18 protein-coding genes are annotated in these 20,850 nt (G+C 64.5%); 17 read left to right on the top strand and 1 reads right to left on the bottom strand.

What is annotated here, in order from left to right:
* The first annotated feature begins 148 nt into the window (after positions 1 to 148).
* From rfbA to rfbD, 4 genes are read left to right on the top strand one after another with little or no spacing between them, the layout of a single operon-like run.
* Positions 149 to 1,027, top strand: coding sequence for a glucose-1-phosphate thymidylyltransferase RfbA (rfbA, locus tag AAHM44_RS01940; RefSeq protein ID WP_269574574.1), 879 nt, complete (start codon positions 149 to 151; stop codon positions 1,025 to 1,027).
* Entirely contained in the window at positions 1,024 to 1,599 is a 576-nt protein-coding gene (gene rfbC / locus AAHM44_RS01935; protein WP_342248833.1) for a dTDP-4-dehydrorhamnose 3,5-epimerase, read from the top strand. The genes rfbA and rfbC overlap by 4 nt, the downstream gene beginning before the upstream one ends.
* On the top strand, positions 1,596 to 2,651 hold the full coding sequence (gene rfbB, locus AAHM44_RS01930; RefSeq protein ID WP_342248832.1) for a dTDP-glucose 4,6-dehydratase: 1,056 nt from the start codon (positions 1,596 to 1,598) through the stop codon (positions 2,649 to 2,651). Before rfbC ends, rfbB begins: the two co-directional genes overlap by 4 nt.
* Positions 2,648 to 3,523: a dTDP-4-dehydrorhamnose reductase gene (gene rfbD / locus AAHM44_RS01925; protein WP_342248831.1), complete on the top strand. Its 876-nt coding sequence runs from the start codon at positions 2,648 to 2,650 to the stop codon at positions 3,521 to 3,523. The genes rfbB and rfbD overlap by 4 nt, the downstream gene beginning before the upstream one ends.
* A 16-nt stretch (positions 3,524 to 3,539) precedes the next feature.
* On the opposite strand, the gene AAHM44_RS01920 is transcribed toward rfbD, so the two are convergent.
* Entirely contained in the window at positions 3,540 to 5,261 is a 1,722-nt protein-coding gene (locus AAHM44_RS01920) for a glycosyl hydrolase family 28-related protein (RefSeq protein WP_342248830.1), read from the bottom strand.
* On the opposite strand from AAHM44_RS01920, the gene AAHM44_RS01915 reads away from it, so the two are divergent.
* The 13 genes from AAHM44_RS01915 (at position 5,210) to AAHM44_RS01855 (ending at position 20,850) form a co-directional block, all read left to right on the top strand.
* Positions 5,210 to 6,610, top strand: coding sequence for an O-antigen ligase family protein (locus AAHM44_RS01915; RefSeq protein ID WP_184168183.1), 1,401 nt, complete (start codon positions 5,210 to 5,212; stop codon positions 6,608 to 6,610). The genes AAHM44_RS01920 and AAHM44_RS01915 overlap by 52 nt on opposite strands.
* A 2-nt stretch (positions 6,611 to 6,612) precedes the next feature.
* Entirely contained in the window at positions 6,613 to 7,341 is a 729-nt protein-coding gene (locus tag AAHM44_RS01910) for a polysaccharide biosynthesis/export family protein (protein WP_269574579.1), read from the top strand.
* Between the two features lie 82 nt (positions 7,342 to 7,423).
* Positions 7,424 to 9,568: a GumC family protein gene (locus AAHM44_RS01905; RefSeq protein WP_342248829.1), complete on the top strand. Its 2,145-nt coding sequence runs from the start codon at positions 7,424 to 7,426 to the stop codon at positions 9,566 to 9,568.
* A gap of 44 nt (positions 9,569 to 9,612) precedes the next feature.
* The gene (locus AAHM44_RS01900) at positions 9,613 to 10,821 is read left to right on the top strand and encodes a hypothetical protein (protein WP_342248828.1); all 1,209 of its coding nucleotides are present in this window, start codon (positions 9,613 to 9,615) and stop codon (positions 10,819 to 10,821) included.
* A gap of 85 nt (positions 10,822 to 10,906) precedes the next feature.
* Positions 10,907 to 12,013, top strand: coding sequence for a GDP-mannose 4,6-dehydratase (gmd, locus tag AAHM44_RS01895; protein ID WP_184168178.1), 1,107 nt, complete (start codon positions 10,907 to 10,909; stop codon positions 12,011 to 12,013).
* Between the two features lie 4 nt (positions 12,014 to 12,017).
* A complete protein-coding gene (locus AAHM44_RS01890; protein ID WP_342248827.1) occupies positions 12,018 to 12,959 on the top strand; it encodes a GDP-L-fucose synthase family protein in 942 nt (313 codons plus the stop codon).
* Positions 12,956 to 14,128 (top strand): DegT/DnrJ/EryC1/StrS family aminotransferase, encoded by a 1,173-nt coding sequence (locus AAHM44_RS01885; RefSeq protein ID WP_342248826.1) that lies wholly within the window; start codon positions 12,956 to 12,958, stop codon positions 14,126 to 14,128. Before AAHM44_RS01890 ends, AAHM44_RS01885 begins: the two co-directional genes overlap by 4 nt.
* Complete coding sequence (locus AAHM44_RS01880; RefSeq protein WP_342248825.1) at positions 14,128 to 14,874, top strand: hypothetical protein; 747 nt, start codon at positions 14,128 to 14,130, stop codon at positions 14,872 to 14,874. The genes AAHM44_RS01885 and AAHM44_RS01880 overlap by 1 nt, the downstream gene beginning before the upstream one ends.
* Position 14,875: 1 nt before the next feature.
* Positions 14,876 to 15,880 (top strand): glycosyltransferase family 10 domain-containing protein, encoded by a 1,005-nt coding sequence (locus tag AAHM44_RS01875; protein WP_342248824.1) that lies wholly within the window; start codon positions 14,876 to 14,878, stop codon positions 15,878 to 15,880.
* A 2-nt stretch (positions 15,881 to 15,882) separates the two neighbouring features.
* Positions 15,883 to 16,884, top strand: coding sequence for a glycosyltransferase (locus tag AAHM44_RS01870; RefSeq protein WP_342248841.1), 1,002 nt, complete (start codon positions 15,883 to 15,885; stop codon positions 16,882 to 16,884).
* A gap of 28 nt (positions 16,885 to 16,912) precedes the next feature.
* Entirely contained in the window at positions 16,913 to 18,040 is a 1,128-nt protein-coding gene (locus AAHM44_RS01865; RefSeq protein ID WP_342248823.1) for an EpsG family protein, read from the top strand.
* On the top strand, positions 18,040 to 19,350 hold the full coding sequence (locus tag AAHM44_RS01860) for a glycosyltransferase family 4 protein (RefSeq protein WP_342248822.1): 1,311 nt from the start codon (positions 18,040 to 18,042) through the stop codon (positions 19,348 to 19,350). The genes AAHM44_RS01865 and AAHM44_RS01860 overlap by 1 nt, the downstream gene beginning before the upstream one ends.
* The gene (locus tag AAHM44_RS01855) at positions 19,351 to 20,850 is read left to right on the top strand and encodes a lipid II flippase MurJ (RefSeq protein WP_342248821.1); all 1,500 of its coding nucleotides are present in this window, start codon (positions 19,351 to 19,353) and stop codon (positions 20,848 to 20,850) included.

Below are 20,850 nucleotides of genomic sequence, written 5' to 3'. Positions count from 1 at the left end.
ACAGCGAAACGCCGGCGGATCGCTCCGCCGGTGTTTTTGCTTTCCGCCCCATTTCTCGCACGGAGCGTTCGGCCGCGGTCCAAAACGGTTGCGTGCCATGCGGTGCTTGATTAGGCGCCGGGCGTGGGCCTTAGGGGATGACGCGCCAATGAAGGGTATTATTCTGGCCGGCGGCAGCGGCACCCGGCTCTACCCGGCGACGCTTGCGATTTCGAAGCAGCTCCTGCCTGTGTTCGACAAGCCGATGATCTACTATCCCTTGTCGGTGCTTATGCTTGCCGGCATTCGCGATATCCTGATTATCTCCACGCCGCGTGACCTTCCGCTGTTCGAGACGCTGCTCGGGGACGGCTCGGCGTTCGGGATCAATCTCCACTATGCCGTGCAGCCCGAGCCCAATGGCCTGGCCGAGGCGTTCGTGATCGGTGCCGATTTCATCGACGGCAAGCCGAGCGCGCTCATCCTGGGCGACAACATCTATCATGGCGACAAGATGGGCGAGAAATGCCGGGTCGCGGCGGAAGAGGCGGCGCGTGGGGGCGCGAACGTCTTCGCCTATCATGTCGATGATCCCGAGCGCTACGGCGTGGTCGCGTTCGATCCGGATGGGCGGGCGACCAGCATCGAGGAGAAGCCCGCCGCTCCCAAGTCGAACTGGGCGGTGACCGGCCTCTATTTCTACGACCAGGACGTGGTGGATATCGCGCGGTCGCTGCGGCCGTCGGCGCGCGGCGAGCTGGAGATCACGGACGTCAACCGCACTTATATGGAGCGCGGCGACCTTCACATCACCCGGCTGGGCCGCGGCTATGCCTGGCTCGATACCGGCACGCATGACAGCCTGCAGGAAGCCAGCGCGTTCGTCCGCACGATCGAGCACCGCACCGGCATCAAGATCGCATGTCCCGAGGAAATCGCGCTCGAACTGGGCTGGGTGAGCGGGGAGCAGGTGCTCGCGCGGGCCGCGATGCTGGGCAAGACCGGCTATGCCGATTATCTCAAGCGACGGGTGGCGAGTACGATATGACGGTTTTCAATCGGCTGGCCATTCCCGACGTCATCGAGATCATTCCCCCGAAACATGGCGATCATCGCGGCTTCTTCTCTGAAGTCTACAAGCGTTCGGCGTTCGAGGCCGAGGGGATCGACATCAGCTGGGTCCAGGACAATCACAGCCTTTCGACCGACCTGGGGACGGTGCGGGGCCTGCATTTCCAGCTTCCGCCGGTTGCCCAGGACAAGCTTGTCCGGGTGCTGCGCGGCCGCATCTACGACGTTGCCGTCGATATACGGAAGGGCTCGCCGACCTACGGCAAATGGGTCGGCTGCGAGCTTTCGGCGGAGAAGTGGAACCAGTTGCTGGTTCCCATCGGCTTCGCGCATTGCTTCATGACGCTCACCGAGGATGCCGAAGTGATGTACAAGGTGAGCGCGCCTTACTCGCGGGAGAATGAGGGGGCCATTCTCTGGAACGACCCGGCGCTCGGCATCGAATGGCCCGATCTCGGTGTCGCGCCGACGCTGTCGGACAAGGATCGCGTGGCATTGCCGCTGAGTGCCTTTGACTCTCCATTCGTCTACGAGGGAGCGCGCGCATGAAGACCATTCTCGTCACGGGAGGCGCAGGCTTCATCGGTTCGGCGGTGGTGCGCCATCTGGTCCGCAAGGGCCTTCGCGTCATCAACCTCGACAAGCTCACCTATGCGGGCAATCCGGCCTCGCTGAAGGCCATCGAGAACGCCGCGAACCATCGTTTCGTCCAGGGCGATATCGCCGATGTTCCCCTGCTGCTCGGCTTGTTGCGCGAGGAGCGGGTCGACGGGATCATGCATCTTGCGGCGGAGAGCCATGTCGATCGCTCGATCGATGGCCCCGGGGCGTTCGTGGAGACCAATGTCGTCGGGACGTTCCGGCTGCTTTCCGCCGCTCTGGAATATTGGCGCGGGCTGGAAGGCGACGCCAGGGCGGGATTCCGCTTCCACCATGTTTCCACCGACGAGGTGTTCGGGGACCTGCCGTTCGACAGCGGCATCTTCACCGAGGAGACGTCCTACGCGCCTTCCTCGCCCTATTCGGCCTCCAAGGCGGCTTCGGACCATTTCGTCCGTGCCTGGCACGAGACCTATGGGCTGCCGGTGGTGCTGTCCAACTGCTCGAACAATTACGGGCCCTATCACTTCCCAGAGAAGTTGATCCCGCTGACCATTCTCAATGCGCTCGAGGGCAAGCCATTGCCCGTCTACGGCAAGGGCGAGAATGTGCGCGACTGGCTGTTCGTCGAGGACCACGCGCGGGCGCTCGAGCTTGTGCTCACCCAGGGGCGTGTCGGCGAGAGCTACAATATCGGCGGCAATCAGGAACGGGCCAACCTCTCGGTGGTCGAGGCGATCTGCGACGCGCTGGATCGTCGCGTCCCGCTGGCCGAAGGCGGCGCGCGCCGGGGGCTCATCCGGTTCGTGACCGATCGCCCGGGCCATGACCGGCGATATGCGATCGATGCTTCGAAGATCGCCCGGGAGCTGGGCTGGACGCCGCAGGAGAGTTTCGAGACGGGTCTCGATCGCACGATCGACTGGTATCTCGAAAATCGCTGGTGGTGGGAGCCGATCCGGTCGGGAACCTATGCCGGCGAACGGCTGGGAGGCGCATGAGGATCCTGGTTACCGGCAGGGACGGACAGGTCGCCAGAAGCCTGGCCGAGCGGGCGCCGTCGCAGCATGACGTCATCTTCGCGCAGCGGCCTGAGCTCGATCTCGCCGATTTCGACACGATACACCGGGTGATCGAAGCCGAGCGGCCGGACCTGATCTTCAATGTTGCCGCCTATACCTCGGTGGACAAGGCAGAGTCCGAGCCGGCGCTTGCCATGGCGGTGAACGGAACCGCGCCCGGCGTGCTGGCCCGGGCTGCCGCGGAAATCGGCGTCGGGATCGTGCACCTGTCGACGGACTATGTCTTCGACGGCACGCTCGGCCGCCCCTATCTGGAGACCGATCCGGTCTCGCCGATCAACGTCTATGGCGAGACCAAGCTGGCCGGCGAGCAGGCCGTTGCCGCATCGGGCGCCCGCTACGCGATCCTGCGCACCGCCTGGGTCTATAGTCCTTTCGGCCGGAACTTCGTGAAGACCATCCTGGCCCTCGCCGCGCAGCGCGACGAGCTCACGATCGTGAACGACCAGTGGGGATGCCCCACCTCGGCCTTCGACATTGCCGATGCGCTGTTCCGCATCGCGGACCGCTGGGCGGTGGACCCGCAGCACGGCGCCGATGCGATCTATCATCTTGCCGGCGGTGGCGAGACCAACTGGGCGGAGTTCGCGCGCGAGATCCTGGCGATGAGCATCGCGCATGGCGGCAAGGACGCCGAGGTGCGCGGCATCCCCGCCACCGACTATCCAACGCCGGCACGGCGGCCCTCCAATTCCCGGCTCGACAGTCGGCGCTTTGCCCAGCTGTTCGGCTATGTCGCGCCGGAATGGCGAGCCTCGCTCGCTCCGATGGTGAGGCGCCTGCTGGCCTGAGTGTCCTGCCGTCGGGCTAGGCGCTGCGATAGGATGCCGACATCTGCCAGACCTTCTGCGAGAGATCGTGCTGGCCCATGCCGCCGATGCGGTTGCTTCCCGGCGCAAGGCTGGCGCGCGCGGCGAGCGGCGCGCCATCGGCATTCAGGCTCACCGTGGCCGCCGCCCCGGTGGCGCAGGCGAATGGCATGCCCTCGATGCGCGCAGTGGCCGAGCTCACCCCGCCCTCGGCTTCGAGCGTGACGAACACGCGGCGACCGATCCGCTCATAGGTTGCCGAACGAAGCTTCGGGGGCTTGGCCCAGCCGATGAACTTGGGTGTCCAATCGTCTTCGGCGTAGGTGAGCGTTCGGGAAGATACCCCATCGCAGCCGAGCAGCGCCCAGTTGTTGAGCACCGCGGCGGGCGTATAGCTGTCCAGCTTCTCGAATGGCGGATCCATGTAGATGCCGTTCACGACGCCCGAGGACCCGTGATCGAAGAAGATCGGGCGGGAGGGCTGGGCGCCGCCGAAGCGCAGTCCCGCGATCGTGACGGCGCGACCAATCACCTTGACTGCATACAGGCATTGGGTGGGGCGGATGCTGAGCAGGTTGAAGTTGCTTGCCGTCTGGACCTGATTCAGGGTCACGACGCTGTCGCTCGGCGGATGGTCGGCGGCCATCGTCTCGACCGCGAGGTTGATGATGGATCCTCCGGGTGAGGAGAAATAACAGCAGCCATCGCAGGTCAGGTTGATGAAATTCGAGAAGTTCGAATGAATGTAATAGGCATATGCCTTGTCGGTTACGCCGGTGACCTCGATATTCCAGAATGTATTGTAGGTGACGTCGATGAACGCGTCTTCGCAATATATGCCATATCTGGATACGCGGCCGGAGATGGTGATGTTCTGCCAGATCGATCGGTAGACCACGCCGCCAATGCGGATGCCGATGCGCGGGTTGATGATGAACAGATCTTCGAAGACGGATTGATTGACGCTCGAATTGACCTTCGTCGTAATGATCTCGATGCCGTCGCTGGCGGAGCCGGGGGTGCCGCAGATCAGTTTCAGGCCCTGGATCCGCAATCCGATGATGCTGGAATTGTCGCGGCAGGATATGCGGATCGCCGGGATCGGGCCGTCACTGTCCAGGTGCAGCAGCGTGTTGTCCGATCCGTCGCCTGAAATCGTGATGTTTTCCTTGATTTCCAGGGTCTTGGTCAGCCGGTAGCGTCCGGCGGGAGCGTGCAGGGCAAAGCCGTGCTCGGAAACGAAGTCGATGGCCTTCTGGAAGGCGCTGGTATCGTCCGAGGTGCCGGTGCCGGTGGCGCCGAAATCAAGCACCGAGACGAAGCCCTGGATCGGCCGGGGCTGCGGTGCGTCCTGCGGTGCGCCGATTATGTCGGGCCCGCCATTCCTGGGCAGCGCCCGGGCTGCCACGGGATGCGCGGCCGAGCCTGCGAGTGCGGCCAGCAGCATGCGCCGCGAGGCGTGAGGGGCATCGATCGGCATTCGGGCAGGCTTTCCTTGTGGCGTTTGCGGGTGGCCCTGCCACGATTCCGCGCCGACGTCTTCCCCGTGCGGGGTGGAGCCGGGCCGGGGCGGCGCCGGGGTGCGGTTGACGCTCGTAATGGCCGCATCTAACGCCGTGCCGCCATCCTTCTCGGCAGGCGATGCCGGCGTCAGAAAGAAAATGCGCGATGATGCAATATATTCGTCAGTTCCGGGCGAAGTTCTGGGTGATAGCGGCATTTCTGGTGCTTGTTTTCTTCATCGGCGGCGGCTCGCGGGACGATGTTGAATCCCTGTTGATCCTGCGGCCTGCTGCGGCGCTGATGTGTTGCTTCGCCCTGTTCTCCCTGCGCATGGAAGAAGTTCGGGCCAATCGGTTCGCGTTTGGCATCGCCGCGGCAGTTGCCGGGCTTTGCATCCTGCACCTCATCCCGTTGCCGCCCGCGCTCTGGCAGAACCTGCCGGGGCGGCAGCTCGCGGTTCAGGTCGATGCAGCTGCCGGCCTGCAGGGCGTGTGGCGGCCGCTGAGCCTGGCGCCGGACGATAGCTGGAACGCCCTGTACAGCCTGCTGGTGCCCTTCGCGATATTTCTGATGGGCGTGCAGCTTCGGCAGCGCGAGTTGCACGCGCTGCTGCCGCTGTTCGTGGCGCTGGGCCTGCTGAGCGGCGTGCTGGGTATCCTCCAGATACTCGGCCCCCCGCACGGGTCGCTGTATCTCTACCGCGTCACCAATGACGGCGCCGCGGTCGGCATGTTCGCCAATCGCAATCACCAGGCGTTGCTGCTTGCGCTGCTGTTTCCGATGCTTGCCACCTACGCGATGCTGCGCGGGGACAAGGGAGAGCGGAGCATCGGGCGTTCGCTGCTGGCCGCTGGAGCCGGGTTGGTCCTCGTGCCGCTGTTGCTGATCACCGGATCGCGCGCGGGCCTGCTGATCGGGATCTGCGGGCTGCTGAGCATCGCCATGATATATCGGCTGCCCAGCACGCGCCGCGGCGGGCGTTCCAAGGCGCTGTGGCGCGACTGGCGCTATTGGGCCGCGGCCGCCGTCGTATCGGCGATGGTCGCGATCGCGGCGCTGAGCTCGAAGGCCGAGGCGCTGAGCCGCCTGCTGGCGGCGGGGCAGGGCAATGATCGCCGTTTCCAGATGTGGGGGCCCATTGCCGAAATGGCATGGAAATACTTCCCGTTCGGGTCCGGCGTCGGCTCGTTCGTCGAGGTATATCAGGTCGATGAACCTAGAAACCTGCTGTCGCTGACCTACACCAACCACGCGCATAATGATTTCCTGGAGATCTGGCTGACTGCAGGCGTGCCGGGCGTAATTCTGCTCTTGCTGGCGGTGGTTTTGCTGGGGCGCAGGATATGGAGCCGCTTCCGTGCTCCGGTGCGCGCCGAGGGTGATCTATTTGGCCGCCTGGGCGCATTTCTCGTGGTTTTTGTTGCGCTTGCGAGTCTCGGGGACTATCCGCTTCGTGTCCCGTCGATTTCTTGCCTTTTCGTTGTTGCGGTTTTGTGGGTTTCCGGCGAGAGACGCGCTGTAAAGGACGGCAAGGGCCTCATCGACGATGAGGTAGGAGGGAAATAATCTTGCTGAGTTTTGGTGCTTTTCGCGGGGTCGCGCTGCTGGTCGCCGTTTCCGCGCTCTCGGCCTGTGCCGGTAGTCGTGCACTTGGTGGTGATGCCGGTACGCAGGTGGTGGTCGGCAATGAGCTGCCGCCGCCTTCGCGCGTGGATATCGTCGGCGAAGACCGTCCCTATCTTGTCGGCCCGTTCGACAAGCTGGAGATCGACGTCTTCGGCGTCGAGGAACTGAGCAAGAAGGAAGTCCAGACCGATGCGAGCGGGCGAATTTCGTTCCCGCTGGCGGGGGTGGTGGAGGCTGCCGGCCGCACGCCGGCCGAAATCCAGGACATTCTCCGCGATCGCCTTCGCGCCGCGCATATCCGGGATCCGCAGGTCACGGTGAATCTCAAGGAGACTGTGAGCCAGGTCGTCACCGTGGACGGCCAGGTTCGCGAGCCGGGCCTGTATCCCGTGGTGGGCCGCATGACGCTGATGCGCGCGGTCGCGACTGCCAAGGGCGCCACCGAATATGCGAAGCTCGACTATGTTGTCGTGTTCCGGACGGTGCAGGGGCAGAAATATGCCGCGCTGTATAACCTGAAGGCCATTCGTCAGGGCGCCTATGCGGACCCTGAGGTCTACGCAAACGACGTCGTGGTCGTCGGGGAATCCTACGCGCGCCGCCTCTTCCGCGACTTCATCTCGATCATTCCGCTGGTGACGACTCCGCTGGTCGTGGCCCTTCAAAACTAATCAAACTGACACTCGGATATTTTCCCACATGTCGCAGACAGATACTGAAGGGCACGCGCAGGTTGCTGGGGGCCAGGGTGAGGTGAAGCGGGTATCCTCGCTCGCGCCGCCGCTGCTGCTTCAGTATTGGCAGATCATCAACCGCTGGAAGTGGGTGATCGCGTCGATCCTGGTCGTTTCGGTTGTCCTCGGCTTTGTCGCCACGATGATGATGACGCCGCAATACACCGCGCGTGCGCGCGTGGAGATCAGCCGCGATCAGAAGAATATCACGAAGGTCGAGGGTCTTGAGCCGGCCGATGCGGGCCGCGACCTGGAATTCTACCAGACCCAGTATGCGCTGCTCGAGGCGCGCACGCTGGGCGAGCGCGTCGTGCGCAGGCTGCGGCTGGCGAGCAACGATGCGTTCTTTGCAGCGCACGGGATCGATCCCGCCGCCTTTGCCGCCGGCAAGCCTGCCGGCGCGGCGTCGTCGATCGCCGATGAGCGCGAGAAGGCCGCGACCAACCTGGTGCTCGCGCATATCGGCATCGCGCCGGTTCGCGGCTCCGCGCTTGTCGACGTCAGCTACACCAGCGGGTCGCCTGCGCTTTCCGCGGAAATCGCCAATGCCTGGACGCAGCAGTTCATCGAAGCCAGCGCCGACCGTCGCTTCTCGTCGACTGCCGACGCGCGTTCCTTCCTCGAGCGCCAGCTGAACGATCTTCGCGGCAAGCTCGAAAAGTCCGAGCGGGACCTGGTTTCCTATGCGTCGGAGCGCGACATCGTGACGCTCCACCGGACGCAGGGCGCCGATGGCAAGACCCAGGCCGAGCGGACGCTGACGGCGGTCGATCTCGAAGCGCTGAACGATGCCCTGAGCAAGGCGATTGCCGATCGCATCGCGGCGGAGAGCCGGATGAAGAGCGGCGGCTCCGCGGACAGCAATCCGCTTGCGCTCGCCAACCCCGCCCTGTCGCAGCTGCGGCAGCGCCGCGCGGAAGTCGCGTCGGAATATGCCCGCATGCTGGTGCAGTTCGAGCCGCAATATCCGGCGGCGCGGGCGCTGCACGAGCAGCTCGGGGTTCTGGATGCGAGCATTGCCCGTGAGGAGCGTCGCGTAACCGGCCTCGACAGCAATGCGTTCCGCGAGGCAACGCGCCGCGAGGCGGAACTGCGCGAACAGGTCTCGGTGCTGAAGAAGCGGCTCGATGTCGAGCAGCGCGACAGCATCCAGTACAATATCTACCAGCGCGAGGCCGACACCAATCGCCAGCTCTATGATGCGCTGCTGCAGCGCTACAAGGAGATCGGCGTCGCCGGGGTGACCCCGAGCAACATCGCGATCGTCGATACCGCGAAGGTGCCGGCGAAGCCTTCCTCGCCCCGCCTGTTCCTCAATCTCGCTTTGGCGATGCTGGGCGGCCTTGCCTTTGCGGGCATTGCGACGATCGCACTCGATCAGATCGACGAGGGATTGCGCGAGCCGAGCCAGGTCAACCGGGTCCTGCAGGTTCCCTTGCTGGGCAGCGTGCCCGACGTGGAGGGAGAGGACGCGTCGAAGGCGCTGGCCGATGCGAAGTCCGAGCTTTCCGAAGCCTATCTCAGTATTCGCTCCAACCTGTCCTTCTCGACCGATCACGGTGTGCCGCGATCGCTCATGGTCACCAGTACCCGGCCTGCGGAAGGCAAGAGCACAACCGCGTTCGCGCTCGCTACCGTGCTGGGGCGCACCTCGAAGAAGGTCATCCTCGTCGATGCCGACATGCGCCGTCCGTCCGTCCATGGCCTGTTCGGGGTCAAGAACGAGCGCGGTTTGAGCAACTTCCTGGCCGGCGAGAATGATTGGCGTTCGTTCGTCGTCGAGACGCCGCTGCGTGGCGTGTCGATCATGTCGTCGGGCCCGATCCCGCCGAGCGCCGCCGAGCTGCTGAGCAGCGACCGCATGGGCCTTCTGGTCCGTCAGTTGCTCGAAGAGTTCGATCATGTCGTCGTCGACTCCCCGCCGATCCTCGGTCTGGCCGACGCGCCGCTGCTGTCGCGCTCGGTTGAGGGCAGCGTGTTCGTGGTCGAGGCCGAGGGCGTGGCGGTGCGCGGCGTGAAGTCGTCGCTCAGCCGTCTCCAGGATGTCCACGCGCACATCTTCGGCGTGGTGCTGACCAAGCTCAAGCGCCGTCAGGCGGGCTATGGCTATGGCTACGGCTATGGCTATGGCTACGGAAACGATGAGGGCGGCGACGCGCGATGAGCCGTCGGGGATCCCTTCGTGATGCCTTTTCCGACAGGGCCAGAATGGGCCGGGGCATTGCACTTGGGATCCTGGCAGCCGGAATCGGCTATGCGAGCTTCGCCGCCGCGATGGGCTCTGTCTATCGCGGGAGCGATCCGGCCGCGGCACTGCGTTTCGCACCACATGACAGTGGCGCGCTCGCCGGGATGGCGCAGCGCGTACTGACGACGCCGAATCCTGCCTCGGCGGGGCGGGTGAGCGACCTGGCGCTCCGCTCGATCCGGGCGCAGGCGATCAATCCCAGCGCGATCGCCGCGCTGGGTGTCGCCAGGGATCTTCGCGGGGATCAGGCCGGCGCCGCCCGCCTGATCAATCTCGCGCAGCGCGTGGGCCAGCGTACGCGTCTCGCCCAGCTCTGGCTGATCGAATATCACGCCGCGCACAACCAGCTGCCCCAGGTCCTCGTGCAATATGATCTTGCGCTGCGTTCCAGCGAGGGCGCGCGCGACCTGTTGCTGCCCGCGCTTGGCAATGCCTTGTCGGATCCGGAAATCCGCAAGGCGATGAAGCCTTATGTGAAGGCCGGTGCTCCGTGGCTCGTGCCGTTCCTGATCACGCGCGTCGCTGCGCCGGACCAGGATCCTCGCGTGCTGTCGGCGATGATCCTCGAGGACGGGCCGCTTCCGCGTGATTCCGTCTATCGCATCATCGAGATCCAGCTGGTCGACAAATTGGCCGGTGCAGCGGCTTTCGACGAGCTCGAGCGCTTCTATCGCTCGCTGCCTTATGCCGATCTAACCGTTCTGCGCAGCGCCGCGATCGGCGAGCGCGACGCAAGCAGGAAGTTCGGCGCGCTGGGATGGCGTTTGGTCAGCGATCCCGATGCCGGCGCGGAATTCTCCAGTGCCGCCAATGGCCAGACCGGATTCAGTGCCTATGCCAATCCCGGGCATGGCGGCACGGCCGCGAGCAAGCTGCTGTTCCTCGCGCCGGGGCGGTATCGCTTCCAGGCCAAGTACGACAACATCGCCTTGCCCGCGCGGGCAAAGGCCAATTGGATTTTACGCTGCGGAATCGGCGAAGGCAGCCGGATCGTGTGGCAGGGCCGTCCGGTCAACGGAGCGCAATCCGAGGAGATTGACGATTCGATCCTTATCGACGAAGGGTGCCCGCACCAGTTTCTGGAGCTTGATGTGAGCGGGGGCGAAGACCGGCAAGGGGTGACTTTCGACGTGGTGAAGATCGATCTGACGCGCGTCGCTCCTCGTTAGGCTGCTCCTGATTTCCCGCGGCTTTTTCGGACGGCGGTTTCCCAAACGTTTCTAGCGGAGAGAGCCTTCGGGCTCGGTAAGATCTATGAGTTCTGGTCAAAAGGTTGCGCTGATCACCGGAATCACGGGGCAGGACGGATCCTATCTTGCCGAGTTTCTGCTGCAGAAGGGCTATGTCGTCCACGGCATCAAGCGCCGGTCCAGCTCGTTCAACACCGGGCGCATCGACCATATCTTCCAGGACCCGCACGCCCAGGATGTGAACCTGCATCTCCACTATGGCGATCTGGCGGACTCCACGAACCTCATTCGGCTGATGCAGCAGATCCAGCCGGACGAGGTCTATAATCTCGGCGCGCAGAGCCACGTCGCGGTTTCGTTCGAGCTGCCCGAATATACCGCCGACGTCACCGGCGTGGGCGCCCTCCGCGTGCTCGAGGCGATCCGCCTGCTCGGGCTCCAGGAGCGCACGCGCTTCTATCAGGCATCGAGCAGCGAGCTCTATGGCCTGGTGCAGACGGTGCCGCAGACCGAGAAGACGCCCTTCTATCCGCGCAGCCCCTATGCGGTGGCGAAGCTCTACGCCTATTGGATCACGGTGAATTATCGTGAGGCCTATGGGATGTACGCCTGCAACGGCATCCTGTTCAATCATGAGAGCCCGCGCCGCGGCGAGACCTTCGTCACCCGCAAGATCACCCGCGGCCTTTGCAACATCGCGCAGGGGCTCGAGAATTGCCTGTATCTCGGCAATCTCGATGCGAAGCGCGACTGGGGGCATGCGCGCGATTATGTGCGGATGCAGTGGCTCATGCTGCAGCAGGAAACCCCCAAGGATTATGTGATCGCGACCGGCGTGCAGTTCAGCGTCCGCGAGTTCCTGACCTGGAGCGCCGAAGGCCTCGGGATCACGCTGCGCTTCGAGGGCGAGGGCGTTGAGGAGCGCGGCATCGTCGAGGCGGTCAGCGGCGACAATGCGCCGGCAGTGAAGCCGGGCGACGTGATCGTGCGCGTCGATCCGAAATATTTCCGTCCGGCCGAAGTCGAGACCCTGCTCGGTGATCCGGCCCTAGCGAAGGACGACCTCGGCTGGCTGCCCGAGATTTCGACCCGCGATCTCTGCGCGGAAATGGTCGAGGCGGATCTCAAGGCGGCGCGTCGCGCTGCGCTCATCGCCCATTCCGGGTATTGAAGGCATGGCCGCATCGGGACTGCTGGAGCCCATCCTTGTAACCGGTGGCACGGGGATGGTCGGGCAGAATCTGCGCGAGCATCCGGCCCTGAGCGGGGCGCGGTTGCTCATGCCGGGGCGTGCCGAGCTGGACCTGCGGGACGCAGCCGCGGTGCGCGCCTATATGCAGCTGCATCGGCCGGCCACGGTGATCCATGCTGCCGGCAAGGTGGGCGGCATCCAGGCGAACATGCGGGACCCCGCCGGCTTTCTGATCGAGAATCTCGATCTCGGTCGCAACGTGATCACGGCGGCGGTGGAGGCGGGCGCCTCGGTCGTGCTGAACCTCGCCAGCTCCTGCATCTACCCGCGCGACCGCACGACGCTGCTGCGCGAGGAGGACCTTCTGACCGGTCCGCTGGAGCCGACGAACGAAGGCTATGCGCTGGCCAAGATCGCGGTGCTCAAGCTCGCGGCCTATCTCGACGCAGCCAGCGAGGCGACCTCGCTGAAGTCGGTCATCCCGTGCAACCTCTTCGGACGGCATGACAATTTCAAGCCGGCCAGCTCCCATCTGCTGCCGGCGATCATCCAGAAGGTGCACGGCGCGATCCAGACGGGCGCGGAATCGGTGGAGATCTGGGGCGACGGCACGGCGCGGCGGGAATTCCTGTTCGCGACCGACTTCGCGGATGCCGTGGTGCACTGCCTGCAGAATTTCGATGCGATGCCCGACCTGATGAACATCGGCCTGGGCTTCGACTACAGCATCAACGAATATTATCAGACCGTGGCGGATGTCCTCGGATATTCCGGCGGCTTCCACCACGACCTGGACCGTCCGGTCGGGATGGCGCGGAAAGTCGTCGACGTGTCGCGTCTCGACGCAATGGGGTGGAAGCCCCGCCATGACCTCAAGCAGGCAGTGGGTCTGACTTATGAGTTCTTTCTGAGGAGCGCAGTATGAGCTTTGTTTTCCCGCTGGCGAATTCCACCTGGGACGAAGCTGAATACCAGGCGTTGCAGGACGTGATCGCTTCCGGACACTTCACCATGGGTCCGAAGGTGCAGGCGTTCGAGCGCGCCTTCGCGGACTATCTCGGGGCGAGCTACTCCGTGATGGTCAATTCGGGTTCCTCGGCCAATCTCCTGATGATCGCGGCGCTGTTCTACACGTCGGACGAGAAGCGCCGGCTCAAGCGTGGCGACGAGGTGATCGTTCCGGCGGTTTCCTGGAGCACGACCTACTACCCGCTCCACCAGTACGGGCTGAAGATGAAGTTCGTGGACATCGATCTCGAGACGCTGAATCTCGATCTCGATGCGGTTGAGGCTGCGATCGGCCCGTCGACGCGCGCGATCCTCGCGGTCAATCTTCTCGGCAATCCGAACGATTTTGCGCGCCTCCAGAAGATCTGTGACGCGCATGGCCTGATCCTGCTCGAAGACAATTGTGAATCCCTCGGCGCCGAATTCGACGGCAAGCAGGCAGGCACTTTCGGCCTGATGGGGACCTATAGCTGCTTCTTCAGCCATCACATCTCGACGATGGAAGGCGGCATGGTCTCGACGGACGACGAGGAGCTGTACCACATCCTCCTCTCGCTTCGCGCGCATGGCTGGACGCGCAATCTGCCGCGCGTGAACCATATCTGCTCCGACAAGTCGGATGACTATTTCGAGGAAGCCTTCCGCTTCATCCTTCCGGGCTACAATCTTCGCCCGTTGGAGATGTCTGGTGCCCTGGGCATCTGCCAGGTGGAGAAGCTGCCGGGGCTAATCGCCGCGCGGCGGGAAAATGGTGCGCTTCTGCAGGCTGCCCTGTCTCAGCATCCGGACCTGATGATACAGCGGGAGACCGGAAAGAGCAGCTGGTTCGGCTTCAGCCTCGTCGTGCGGCCGGGCCGGAATCTCACGCGCAGCCGGTTGCTGGGGGCGTTGCATGCGAAGGGATTCGAATGCCGCCCGATCGTGGCCGGGAATTTCGCTGCCAAGGAGGTGGTGAAGTACATGGATCACGAAGTGCACGGCCGGCTGACCGCCGCGGACCATGTGGATGCGCACGGCGTGTTCGTGGGCAACCACCATTATCCGATACCCGATGCCATTGAGGCGCTCGCCTCGCTCGAGATCTGATGCCGGTTGTCGTTCGAACCCATGGTGGCCTGGGCAATCAACTGTTCCAGCTGCTCTTCGCCCGCCTGTTCGCGGCGGAGCGGGGCGAGCGGCTGTACCAGATCCACGACCTGAACTACCCGCACCGCTTCACGCAGAGCGACGAACTCCCGTACGAGGCGCCCGCCGGCTGGATGCGCGCGCTCTCGGCTGCCCGGCTGCCCAAGATCACCGCACGGCTCGGCGCGAAGCGGGAATGGATCGCGCTTCCGGGCGTCACGCTGCTCGACGGCTATTTCCAGTGGAGCCGGGACTATGCCCGCTTCTCGCCCCAGGCGGTCGCGAGCGCCCTGGGCGACCTGCGCCGGGACCTCGCCATTCCGGGCGAAAAGCTCTATCCGTTCGGCGTGCATCTGCGCCTCGGCGACTTTTTCGCCGACCGCGCCGCTGCCATCGCGCATGTCCAGTCGCGCATGGCAGCGATCCCGAGAGGAGCCGCCCTGCTTACCAACGATGAAGCGCTGCTCTCGTCGCCCGAACTCGCGCCGCTGCTGGCCGAGCGCGAAGCCCATGTCGTGACGACGGCGGGCATGAAGAGCGAGGACGTGTTGCGGACCTTCTGCCGCTTCGGCGCGATCGACGGGAACAACAGCACCTTGCTGTTCTGGGCCTCGGTACTCGGCGACACCGACGCCAGCTTCGATGATCCGAGGCTTGCCGAGACCCAGGCATTGCTGCGTGGCACCCTGGCCGGGGGGAAGGCCTGACATGCGCGCGCGCGTGAACCTGCTAACCCGGCACGCCTATCCGCTGTACACCCAGCATATCGGCGCGCAATTTTCCGAGAAGGTCGAGCTCGTCGAGAACGGAGACGGCGGCGATTGGGACCTCGCGATCGTATTCGAAGGCATGTCGGTCCCGGCAGCGCTGACGGTGCGCGAAGGCGGGCTTGTCTTCGTTTCGGGCGAGCCGCCGGAGATCGGCATCTATCCGCCGGGTTTCCTCGCGCAGTTCGATCGCGTCTATTCGGCCAAGCCGGGGCGCCACCCCGATGCGGTGCGCATCCAGCACTTCAATAACTGGCATTTCGGCTACAATGGCAGCGAGCAGAGCTATCGCTACGACCACGCGACGCTCCGGGCGCTGCCGATACCCGAGAAGACGCGCGACATCTCGGTCGTGACCTCCAACCTTTCCTACCTGCCCAACCATTTCAAGCGGTTGCGCCTGATCGAGCGGTTCCGGCAGCGCTTCGGCGAGCGCATCGACTTCTTCGGCCGCCCGCACCGGTTCGTCGAGTACAAGGACGAAGCGCTGCTGCCCTACCGCTTTCATCTCTGCTTCGAGAACAGCGGCGTGCCGGGGCTCTGGACGGAGAAGATCGCCGATCCGATCCTGGGTTATGCGGTGCCCATCTATGCCGGCGCCCCCGATATCGAGAAATTCTTCCCGGGCGCGGTGATCCGGCTCGACCTGGACGATCCGGCCGCGGCGGAGGCCGTGGTGGCGAACGTGCTCGACCATGCCGAGGAGATCTACCAGGCGCGTCTGCCGGCGCTGATCGAGGCACGCCGGCGCCTGATCGAGGAGCATGATCTCACGGCCCTGATCCTGGCGGAACTGGGCCGCGTCCAGGACGCGCCCCCGCGCACGGTGCGGCTTGCGCCGCCCCAGGCCTTTGCCGATTTCAATTGGCGGGAACTGGGCTCGAGGATGCACCGACGCATGCGGACGCTCGCGACGCGGGCCGCATATCGCCTACGGGGCTGGTGACCATGCCGGAAGGACACAGCCCAACACCGCAGCGTACGCCGGGGCTGTCGTTCGTGGTCCCGGTCTACCGCGTCGAGGAATTCATCGCCGCATGCGTGGAGAGCATCATCCGCGAGCCGGAGTTCGCCGATCGGTGCGAACTGATCCTGGTCGATGACGGGAGCCCCGATGACAGCATCCGCATCGCGCAAGCGATCTGTGGGATGCTGCCGAACGTCACGATCATAACCCAGGAGAACAAGGGGCTCAGCGAAGCGCGGAATACCGGCATACGCGCCGCCCGGGGCGATTATATCTGGTTCGTCGATAGCGATGACGAGGTGCTGCCCGGCGCGACCGGCCAGATCCTCGATCGCGCGGCGGTCGGCGTGGACATGCTCGCGCTGAATTTCGAGACGATCGGCGGCACGCTGGTGCGCGGGGTGTTCAGCGAGAATTGCGAGCAGGCGATCCCGGGCACCGATTTCCTGATGAGCGGCAATCCGCCGATGCCCGTGCAATTCTATGTCTTCCGGCGGGGCTTGCTGGCCGAGCATGACCTTTGGTTCGAACCCGGCATCTATCACGAGGATGCGCTGTTCACACCTCAGGCGATGCTCTGCGCCAGGAAACTGCTGAGGATCGAGCGGCCGGCCTATCTCTATCGGATGCGCCCCGGCTCGATCATGGCGGCGAGCAATCCGGTGAAGCATGTCCGGGACATGATCCATATCGTCCTGAAGCTGCGCGGGGTGGCGATGCGGGCGGACGTCGGACGGGCCGGCCGCCAGGCCATCGAGCGACAGATCGGATTTGCGGTCAGCGGCGTGCGATATTATTGGCGCAGGACTAGTGGAGTGGAGCGGCGGGGCGTGAAGCGGGTTCCCGAATTCGTGCAGGCGGTGACCGCGAGTTCGAGCGGCTTCACCGCGAAGCACCTCGGCGTGGCCGTGCTGTTCCTTCCACTGATGAGCGTTCAATGGATTCTCGCCCGGCTGAAGCGGGCGGGCGGCAAGTTGGCGTGACCGCGGCAGCGCTGCCTGGGATTGAGACATGACGCTCGCATATATTGTTTATTTTGGCCTTATCATCTCGCTGGCGCTCGTCTGGCAGTTGCCGCGATGGTATTCGACGGCGAGCGGAGACTTCTCCCAATCGGGAGCCAATATCGCGTCCGTGATCACCGTCGTGCTGGTCACGGTGGTGATCGGTTTCCGCTACGCGGTGGGCGGAGACTTCTTCGGCTATATCGATTATTACACCTACACCACCATGTACGACACGCCGTCGACGGTGTATTTCGAGCCGGGGTTCCTTTATCTAATCCAGTTTCTGAAGCTCTTTTCGTTCCCGCCACAGGCGATCATTGCCGCCACCACCTGCGTCCAGTGCATTCTGCTGGTGGCCTGGCTTCGCAAGCGGGTCGATCTCGCCGCGCTCGTGATCTTCTATATTTTCTCCACGCTGCTGATCTTCGAGGTCAACAGCACGATCCGGCAGGGCGTGGCGTTCTTCGCGATCCTGGTCGCGCTTGACGCGATCAATCGCCGCAACCTGTTTCTCTTCGGCGCGATGATCTTCCTGGCGTTTCTGTTTCACCGCAGCGCCATCGTCTTCTTCCCGATCGGCCTGATGCTCTGGCGCGTCTCGCTGCCGCCGGTCTCGCTGCAATTGGGCGGGCTGATGCTCGCCTATTTCATGACCCAGCTCTTCTCGGACCAGGTGATCTTCCTGTTCTCCTATCTCGCGCCGATGCTGGACTATACCTCCTATGGCCGGACCTCCCGATCGGACCTGCTGCTGACCGGGGGCTATGATTCCTACGGCATCGCGGCGTTCTTCTGGATGATCGTCGATATCATCCTGATCCTGTTCTCCCGCAGGACGGCGGCGCGCTGGGCCGATCAGGGCTATGCGCGCTATCACTATCTCTTCCTGGTCGCCGCGATCCTGACGCCGGTGAACACCAGCTGGGGCTTCATCCCGTTCGCGCGCGCGCTGTTCTACTTCAACGGCATGCGCGCGATCTGCCTGGCGTTCCTGACCGCGGACCTCCTGTCGCGCAGGTCGCTTCGGGATGCGAGCTTCGCCGCCGCGCTGCTGGTGATGTTCACGGCGTGGCTGGTCGTCGGCATCGCGCGCGGCGCCGCCTGGGCTTCGCCCTATCAGTTCGCCTTCTGATGCACGGCCTGGCCGAAACCAGTTCGGATGATCCGCCACCGCCGCGCCGGCGGGTGCTGCTGCTGGCCTATATGATCTCGCCGCGGCGGGGCTCGGAATATTCGGTGACCTGGAATCACATCCAGGCGATGAAGAAATGGTGCGACATCACCCTGCTGTACGGCACGTCGGGGCCGCATATGGGCGATGACGACGATATGGCCGCGGTCCGCGACGTGCTCGACAAGGATGTCGACTATGTCTTCGTCCAGCCCCCGCGGCTGGCGTCGATCCTGAACCGCTTCAACCGCAAGGGTTTCCTCCTCTACAGCTTCTACCTGGCCTATGCGGTGTGGCATCGCGAGGCGGGCAGGGTGGCCAGGCGCCTTTGCGCCGAGCGCGATTTCGACCTGGTCCATTATCTCGGGCCGATCGGCTATCGCGAGCCGGGGCATTTGTGGAAGCTGGACAAACCCTATGTCTGGGGCCCGATCGGCGGCGCCACGAATTTCCCCTGGCAGCTGCGCCGCGCGATGCCGGCGAGCGGGCTGGCCAAGCTCTCGCTGCGGGCGATGGTCAACGGTTTTCAGCTCCGCTTCAGCGGGCGGGTGCGCAAGGCGCTCAAGCGCGCCGATTTCCTGTTCACCGCCACGAGCGAGAACCAGGCGATCTTCAAGCGGATACACGGCGTATCCAGCCGCTACATGCCCGAGAACGGCATCGTGGGGCCGTTGACGCTGGATACCAGCAAGTTCCCGGCAAAGCCGATCCGCGTTGCCTGGATCGGCAGCATCGAGGCGCGCAAGGGGCTGCCGATCCTGCTCGGCGCGATCGGTCAGCTGAAGGATCGCCACGCCTATCATTTCGACATCATCGGGGATGGCCCGATGAAGGCGTCGATGCAGGAAGCCGCGATCCAGGCGGGTATCGATGACGTGATCACCTGGCACGGCCAGATTCCGCGGGAGACGGTGTCCGAGCTGTTCCGCAGCGCGCATCTGCACGTCGTGACCGGGCTCAACGAGGGCAATCCGACCACCATCTGGGAAGCGATGGAGAATTGCGTCCCGCTGATGGCCCTGGACCATTGCGGCATGCACGACACCGTCGGCGGCGGCTATGGGATCAAGCTGCCGGTCGAGAGCCTCGATGCGATCGAGCGCAACATGGCGGAGGCGCTGGAGGCGCTGGCGGAGCGCCCGGAGAAGCTCCGCGAGATGGCCGAGGCCTGTGCCCGCGAATGCACCGTGTTCCGCTGGGACAGCCGCGAGAAGGTGATCCTGGAGGCCTATGAGGCGGCGATCGCAACCTATCATGCCAAGGGGCGCTAGATGGCGGTCCAGCTGGATTTCGTCGGCCTGATCACGGTACGCGGGCTGAAGCTTGGCGTCGGCCTGGTCACCATCTTCGTGTTCGCCCGGATTTTCGGCGTAAGTGCCATGTACGACGCCTGGGTCTGGTCGCTGGGCCTGGTGAACGCGATCAGCCTGATGGTGTTCGGCCCCTTCGTCGAGACCTTTCGGGCCACCTATGCTAAGTTCCAGCACGGCGAAGGGCAGGCGGCCGCCGACAAGTACATAGCGTCGGTCAGCGTCGGCGTGGTCGTGGGCGCGCTGGTGATCGGCCTCGGCCTGGTCGCGCTGCTCAGCCTGTCGGACGACATGTTCGGGCTCGCGTCCACCGGCGGCCTGACCGGGGACGCGACCAGGTTCGTATTGCTGCTGCTGCCGGGCCTGGTGCTTTCCCAGCTGGTCGCGGTGCTCACCGCCTATATGAATTGCGTCGGCGTGGTCTATCGGCCGGAAATCGCCGGAACGCTCGGGGGGGCGATCGGCACTGCCTTCATCGTGCTCTTTCCGCGACTGCCGGCGGTGGAGCTGCTCCTCGTCTCCTATTATCTCGGCGTCCTCGCGCCGCTCGCCGTCTCGTTCGATTTCCTTCGCACAGTGGTTTCCCGGCTACGGCAGCTGAAATGGAGCGAGCTGCGCTTCTATGTCAGGGCGGCCACGCTGGTCGCGCTGCCGCTGTTCGTGCCCTATCTGCTGGGGCAGGCGAGCGGGCTGCTGGAGCGTCAATATGCGGCGCTCGCCGGCGTCGGCGGATTGTCGGTTCTCAGCTATGCGCTGTTCGCGCGCTCGACGCTGCAGGCGGTGTTCACCAGCGCGCTGGCATCGCTCGCGCTGCCCCAGCTCTCCCATGCGTTCCAGCGCGACGGAGAGGCGGCGTTTCGCGGCGTGACCGACATATGGGTGCGGCAGTGCCTGCTGGTTGGCGGCGCCGCGGTGGTGTTCCTCTACGGCTTTTCGGACATCGCAGTGACGATTCTGTTCGGGAAGCACGGCCTGAGCAATTCCGCGCTGGCGCTCGCGCCGCTCCTGCGCTGGTACGCGCCCGCGCTGGTCTCGGTGATCCTGTACCTGCTGGGCGGGGTGAGCCTGCTCGCGGCGGGGAAGGGGAAGTCCTATGCCTTTGCCGGGTCGCTCGGGCAGGTGGTATCGATGGCGATGGTCGTCGGCTTCTTCCCGCGGCTCGGCCTCGTCGCGCTGCCGCTCGCCCTGTGCGTGTCGCACGCCATCGCGGCGGCGCTGATGTTCCGTGCGGCGGGGCGCGGAGCGTTGCGGGACCTCGGCGTGCTTGCGCTCCCCCGACTCGCGGTGATGGCCCTGGCCGCGATCGGCCTGCGCGAGATCGACCTGCTGCTTGCCCTCGATGCCCAGGCGCTGACCGTCAGGATCGTGTTCTCCGGCCTGGTCTTCGCCCTGCTGGCGGGCATTGTCTGGTTCGTCGAGCATCGGATGTTCGCTTACGGAACCGCCGCGGCGGAGTCCTGA

The sequence above is a fragment of the Sphingomonas sp. OTU376 genome (assembly GCF_038440415.1).
Taxonomy (GTDB): Bacteria; Pseudomonadota; Alphaproteobacteria; order Sphingomonadales; family Sphingomonadaceae; genus Sphingomonas; species Sphingomonas kyeonggiensis_A.
The sequence above is the reverse complement of the archived record's forward strand: the minus strand, read 5'-3'. Positions and strand labels throughout refer to the sequence as shown.

What these genes read in the sequence shown, in the direction of transcription:
- rfbD (WP_342248831.1), top strand. Translation starts at nt 2,648, where the DNA reads ATGAGGATCCTGGTTACCGGCAGGGACGGACAGGTCGCCAGAAGCCTG.
- AAHM44_RS01855 (WP_342248821.1), top strand. Translation starts at nt 19,351, where the DNA reads ATGGCGGTCCAGCTGGATTTCGTCGGCCTGATCACGGTACGCGGGCTG.
- AAHM44_RS01900 (WP_342248828.1), top strand. Translation starts at nt 9,613, where the DNA reads ATGGGCCGGGGCATTGCACTTGGGATCCTGGCAGCCGGAATCGGCTAT.
- AAHM44_RS01870 (WP_342248841.1), top strand. Translation starts at nt 15,883, where the DNA reads ATGCCGGAAGGACACAGCCCAACACCGCAGCGTACGCCGGGGCTGTCG.
- AAHM44_RS01920 (WP_342248830.1), bottom strand. Translation starts at nt 5,261, where the DNA reads ATGCCGCTATCACCCAGAACTTCGCCCGGAACTGACGAATATATTGCA.
- AAHM44_RS01915 (WP_184168183.1), top strand. Translation starts at nt 5,210, where the DNA reads ATGATGCAATATATTCGTCAGTTCCGGGCGAAGTTCTGGGTGATAGCG.
- AAHM44_RS01860 (WP_342248822.1), top strand. Translation starts at nt 18,040, where the DNA reads ATGCACGGCCTGGCCGAAACCAGTTCGGATGATCCGCCACCGCCGCGC.
- gmd (WP_184168178.1), top strand. Translation starts at nt 10,907, where the DNA reads ATGAGTTCTGGTCAAAAGGTTGCGCTGATCACCGGAATCACGGGGCAG.
- AAHM44_RS01890 (WP_342248827.1), top strand. Translation starts at nt 12,018, where the DNA reads ATGGCCGCATCGGGACTGCTGGAGCCCATCCTTGTAACCGGTGGCACG.
- rfbA (WP_269574574.1), top strand. Translation starts at nt 149, where the DNA reads ATGAAGGGTATTATTCTGGCCGGCGGCAGCGGCACCCGGCTCTACCCG.
- rfbB (WP_342248832.1), top strand. Translation starts at nt 1,596, where the DNA reads ATGAAGACCATTCTCGTCACGGGAGGCGCAGGCTTCATCGGTTCGGCG.
- AAHM44_RS01875 (WP_342248824.1), top strand. Translation starts at nt 14,876, where the DNA reads ATGCGCGCGCGCGTGAACCTGCTAACCCGGCACGCCTATCCGCTGTAC.
- AAHM44_RS01885 (WP_342248826.1), top strand. Translation starts at nt 12,956, where the DNA reads ATGAGCTTTGTTTTCCCGCTGGCGAATTCCACCTGGGACGAAGCTGAA.
- AAHM44_RS01880 (WP_342248825.1), top strand. Translation starts at nt 14,128, where the DNA reads ATGCCGGTTGTCGTTCGAACCCATGGTGGCCTGGGCAATCAACTGTTC.
- rfbC (WP_342248833.1), top strand. Translation starts at nt 1,024, where the DNA reads ATGACGGTTTTCAATCGGCTGGCCATTCCCGACGTCATCGAGATCATT.
- AAHM44_RS01865 (WP_342248823.1), top strand. Translation starts at nt 16,913, where the DNA reads ATGACGCTCGCATATATTGTTTATTTTGGCCTTATCATCTCGCTGGCG.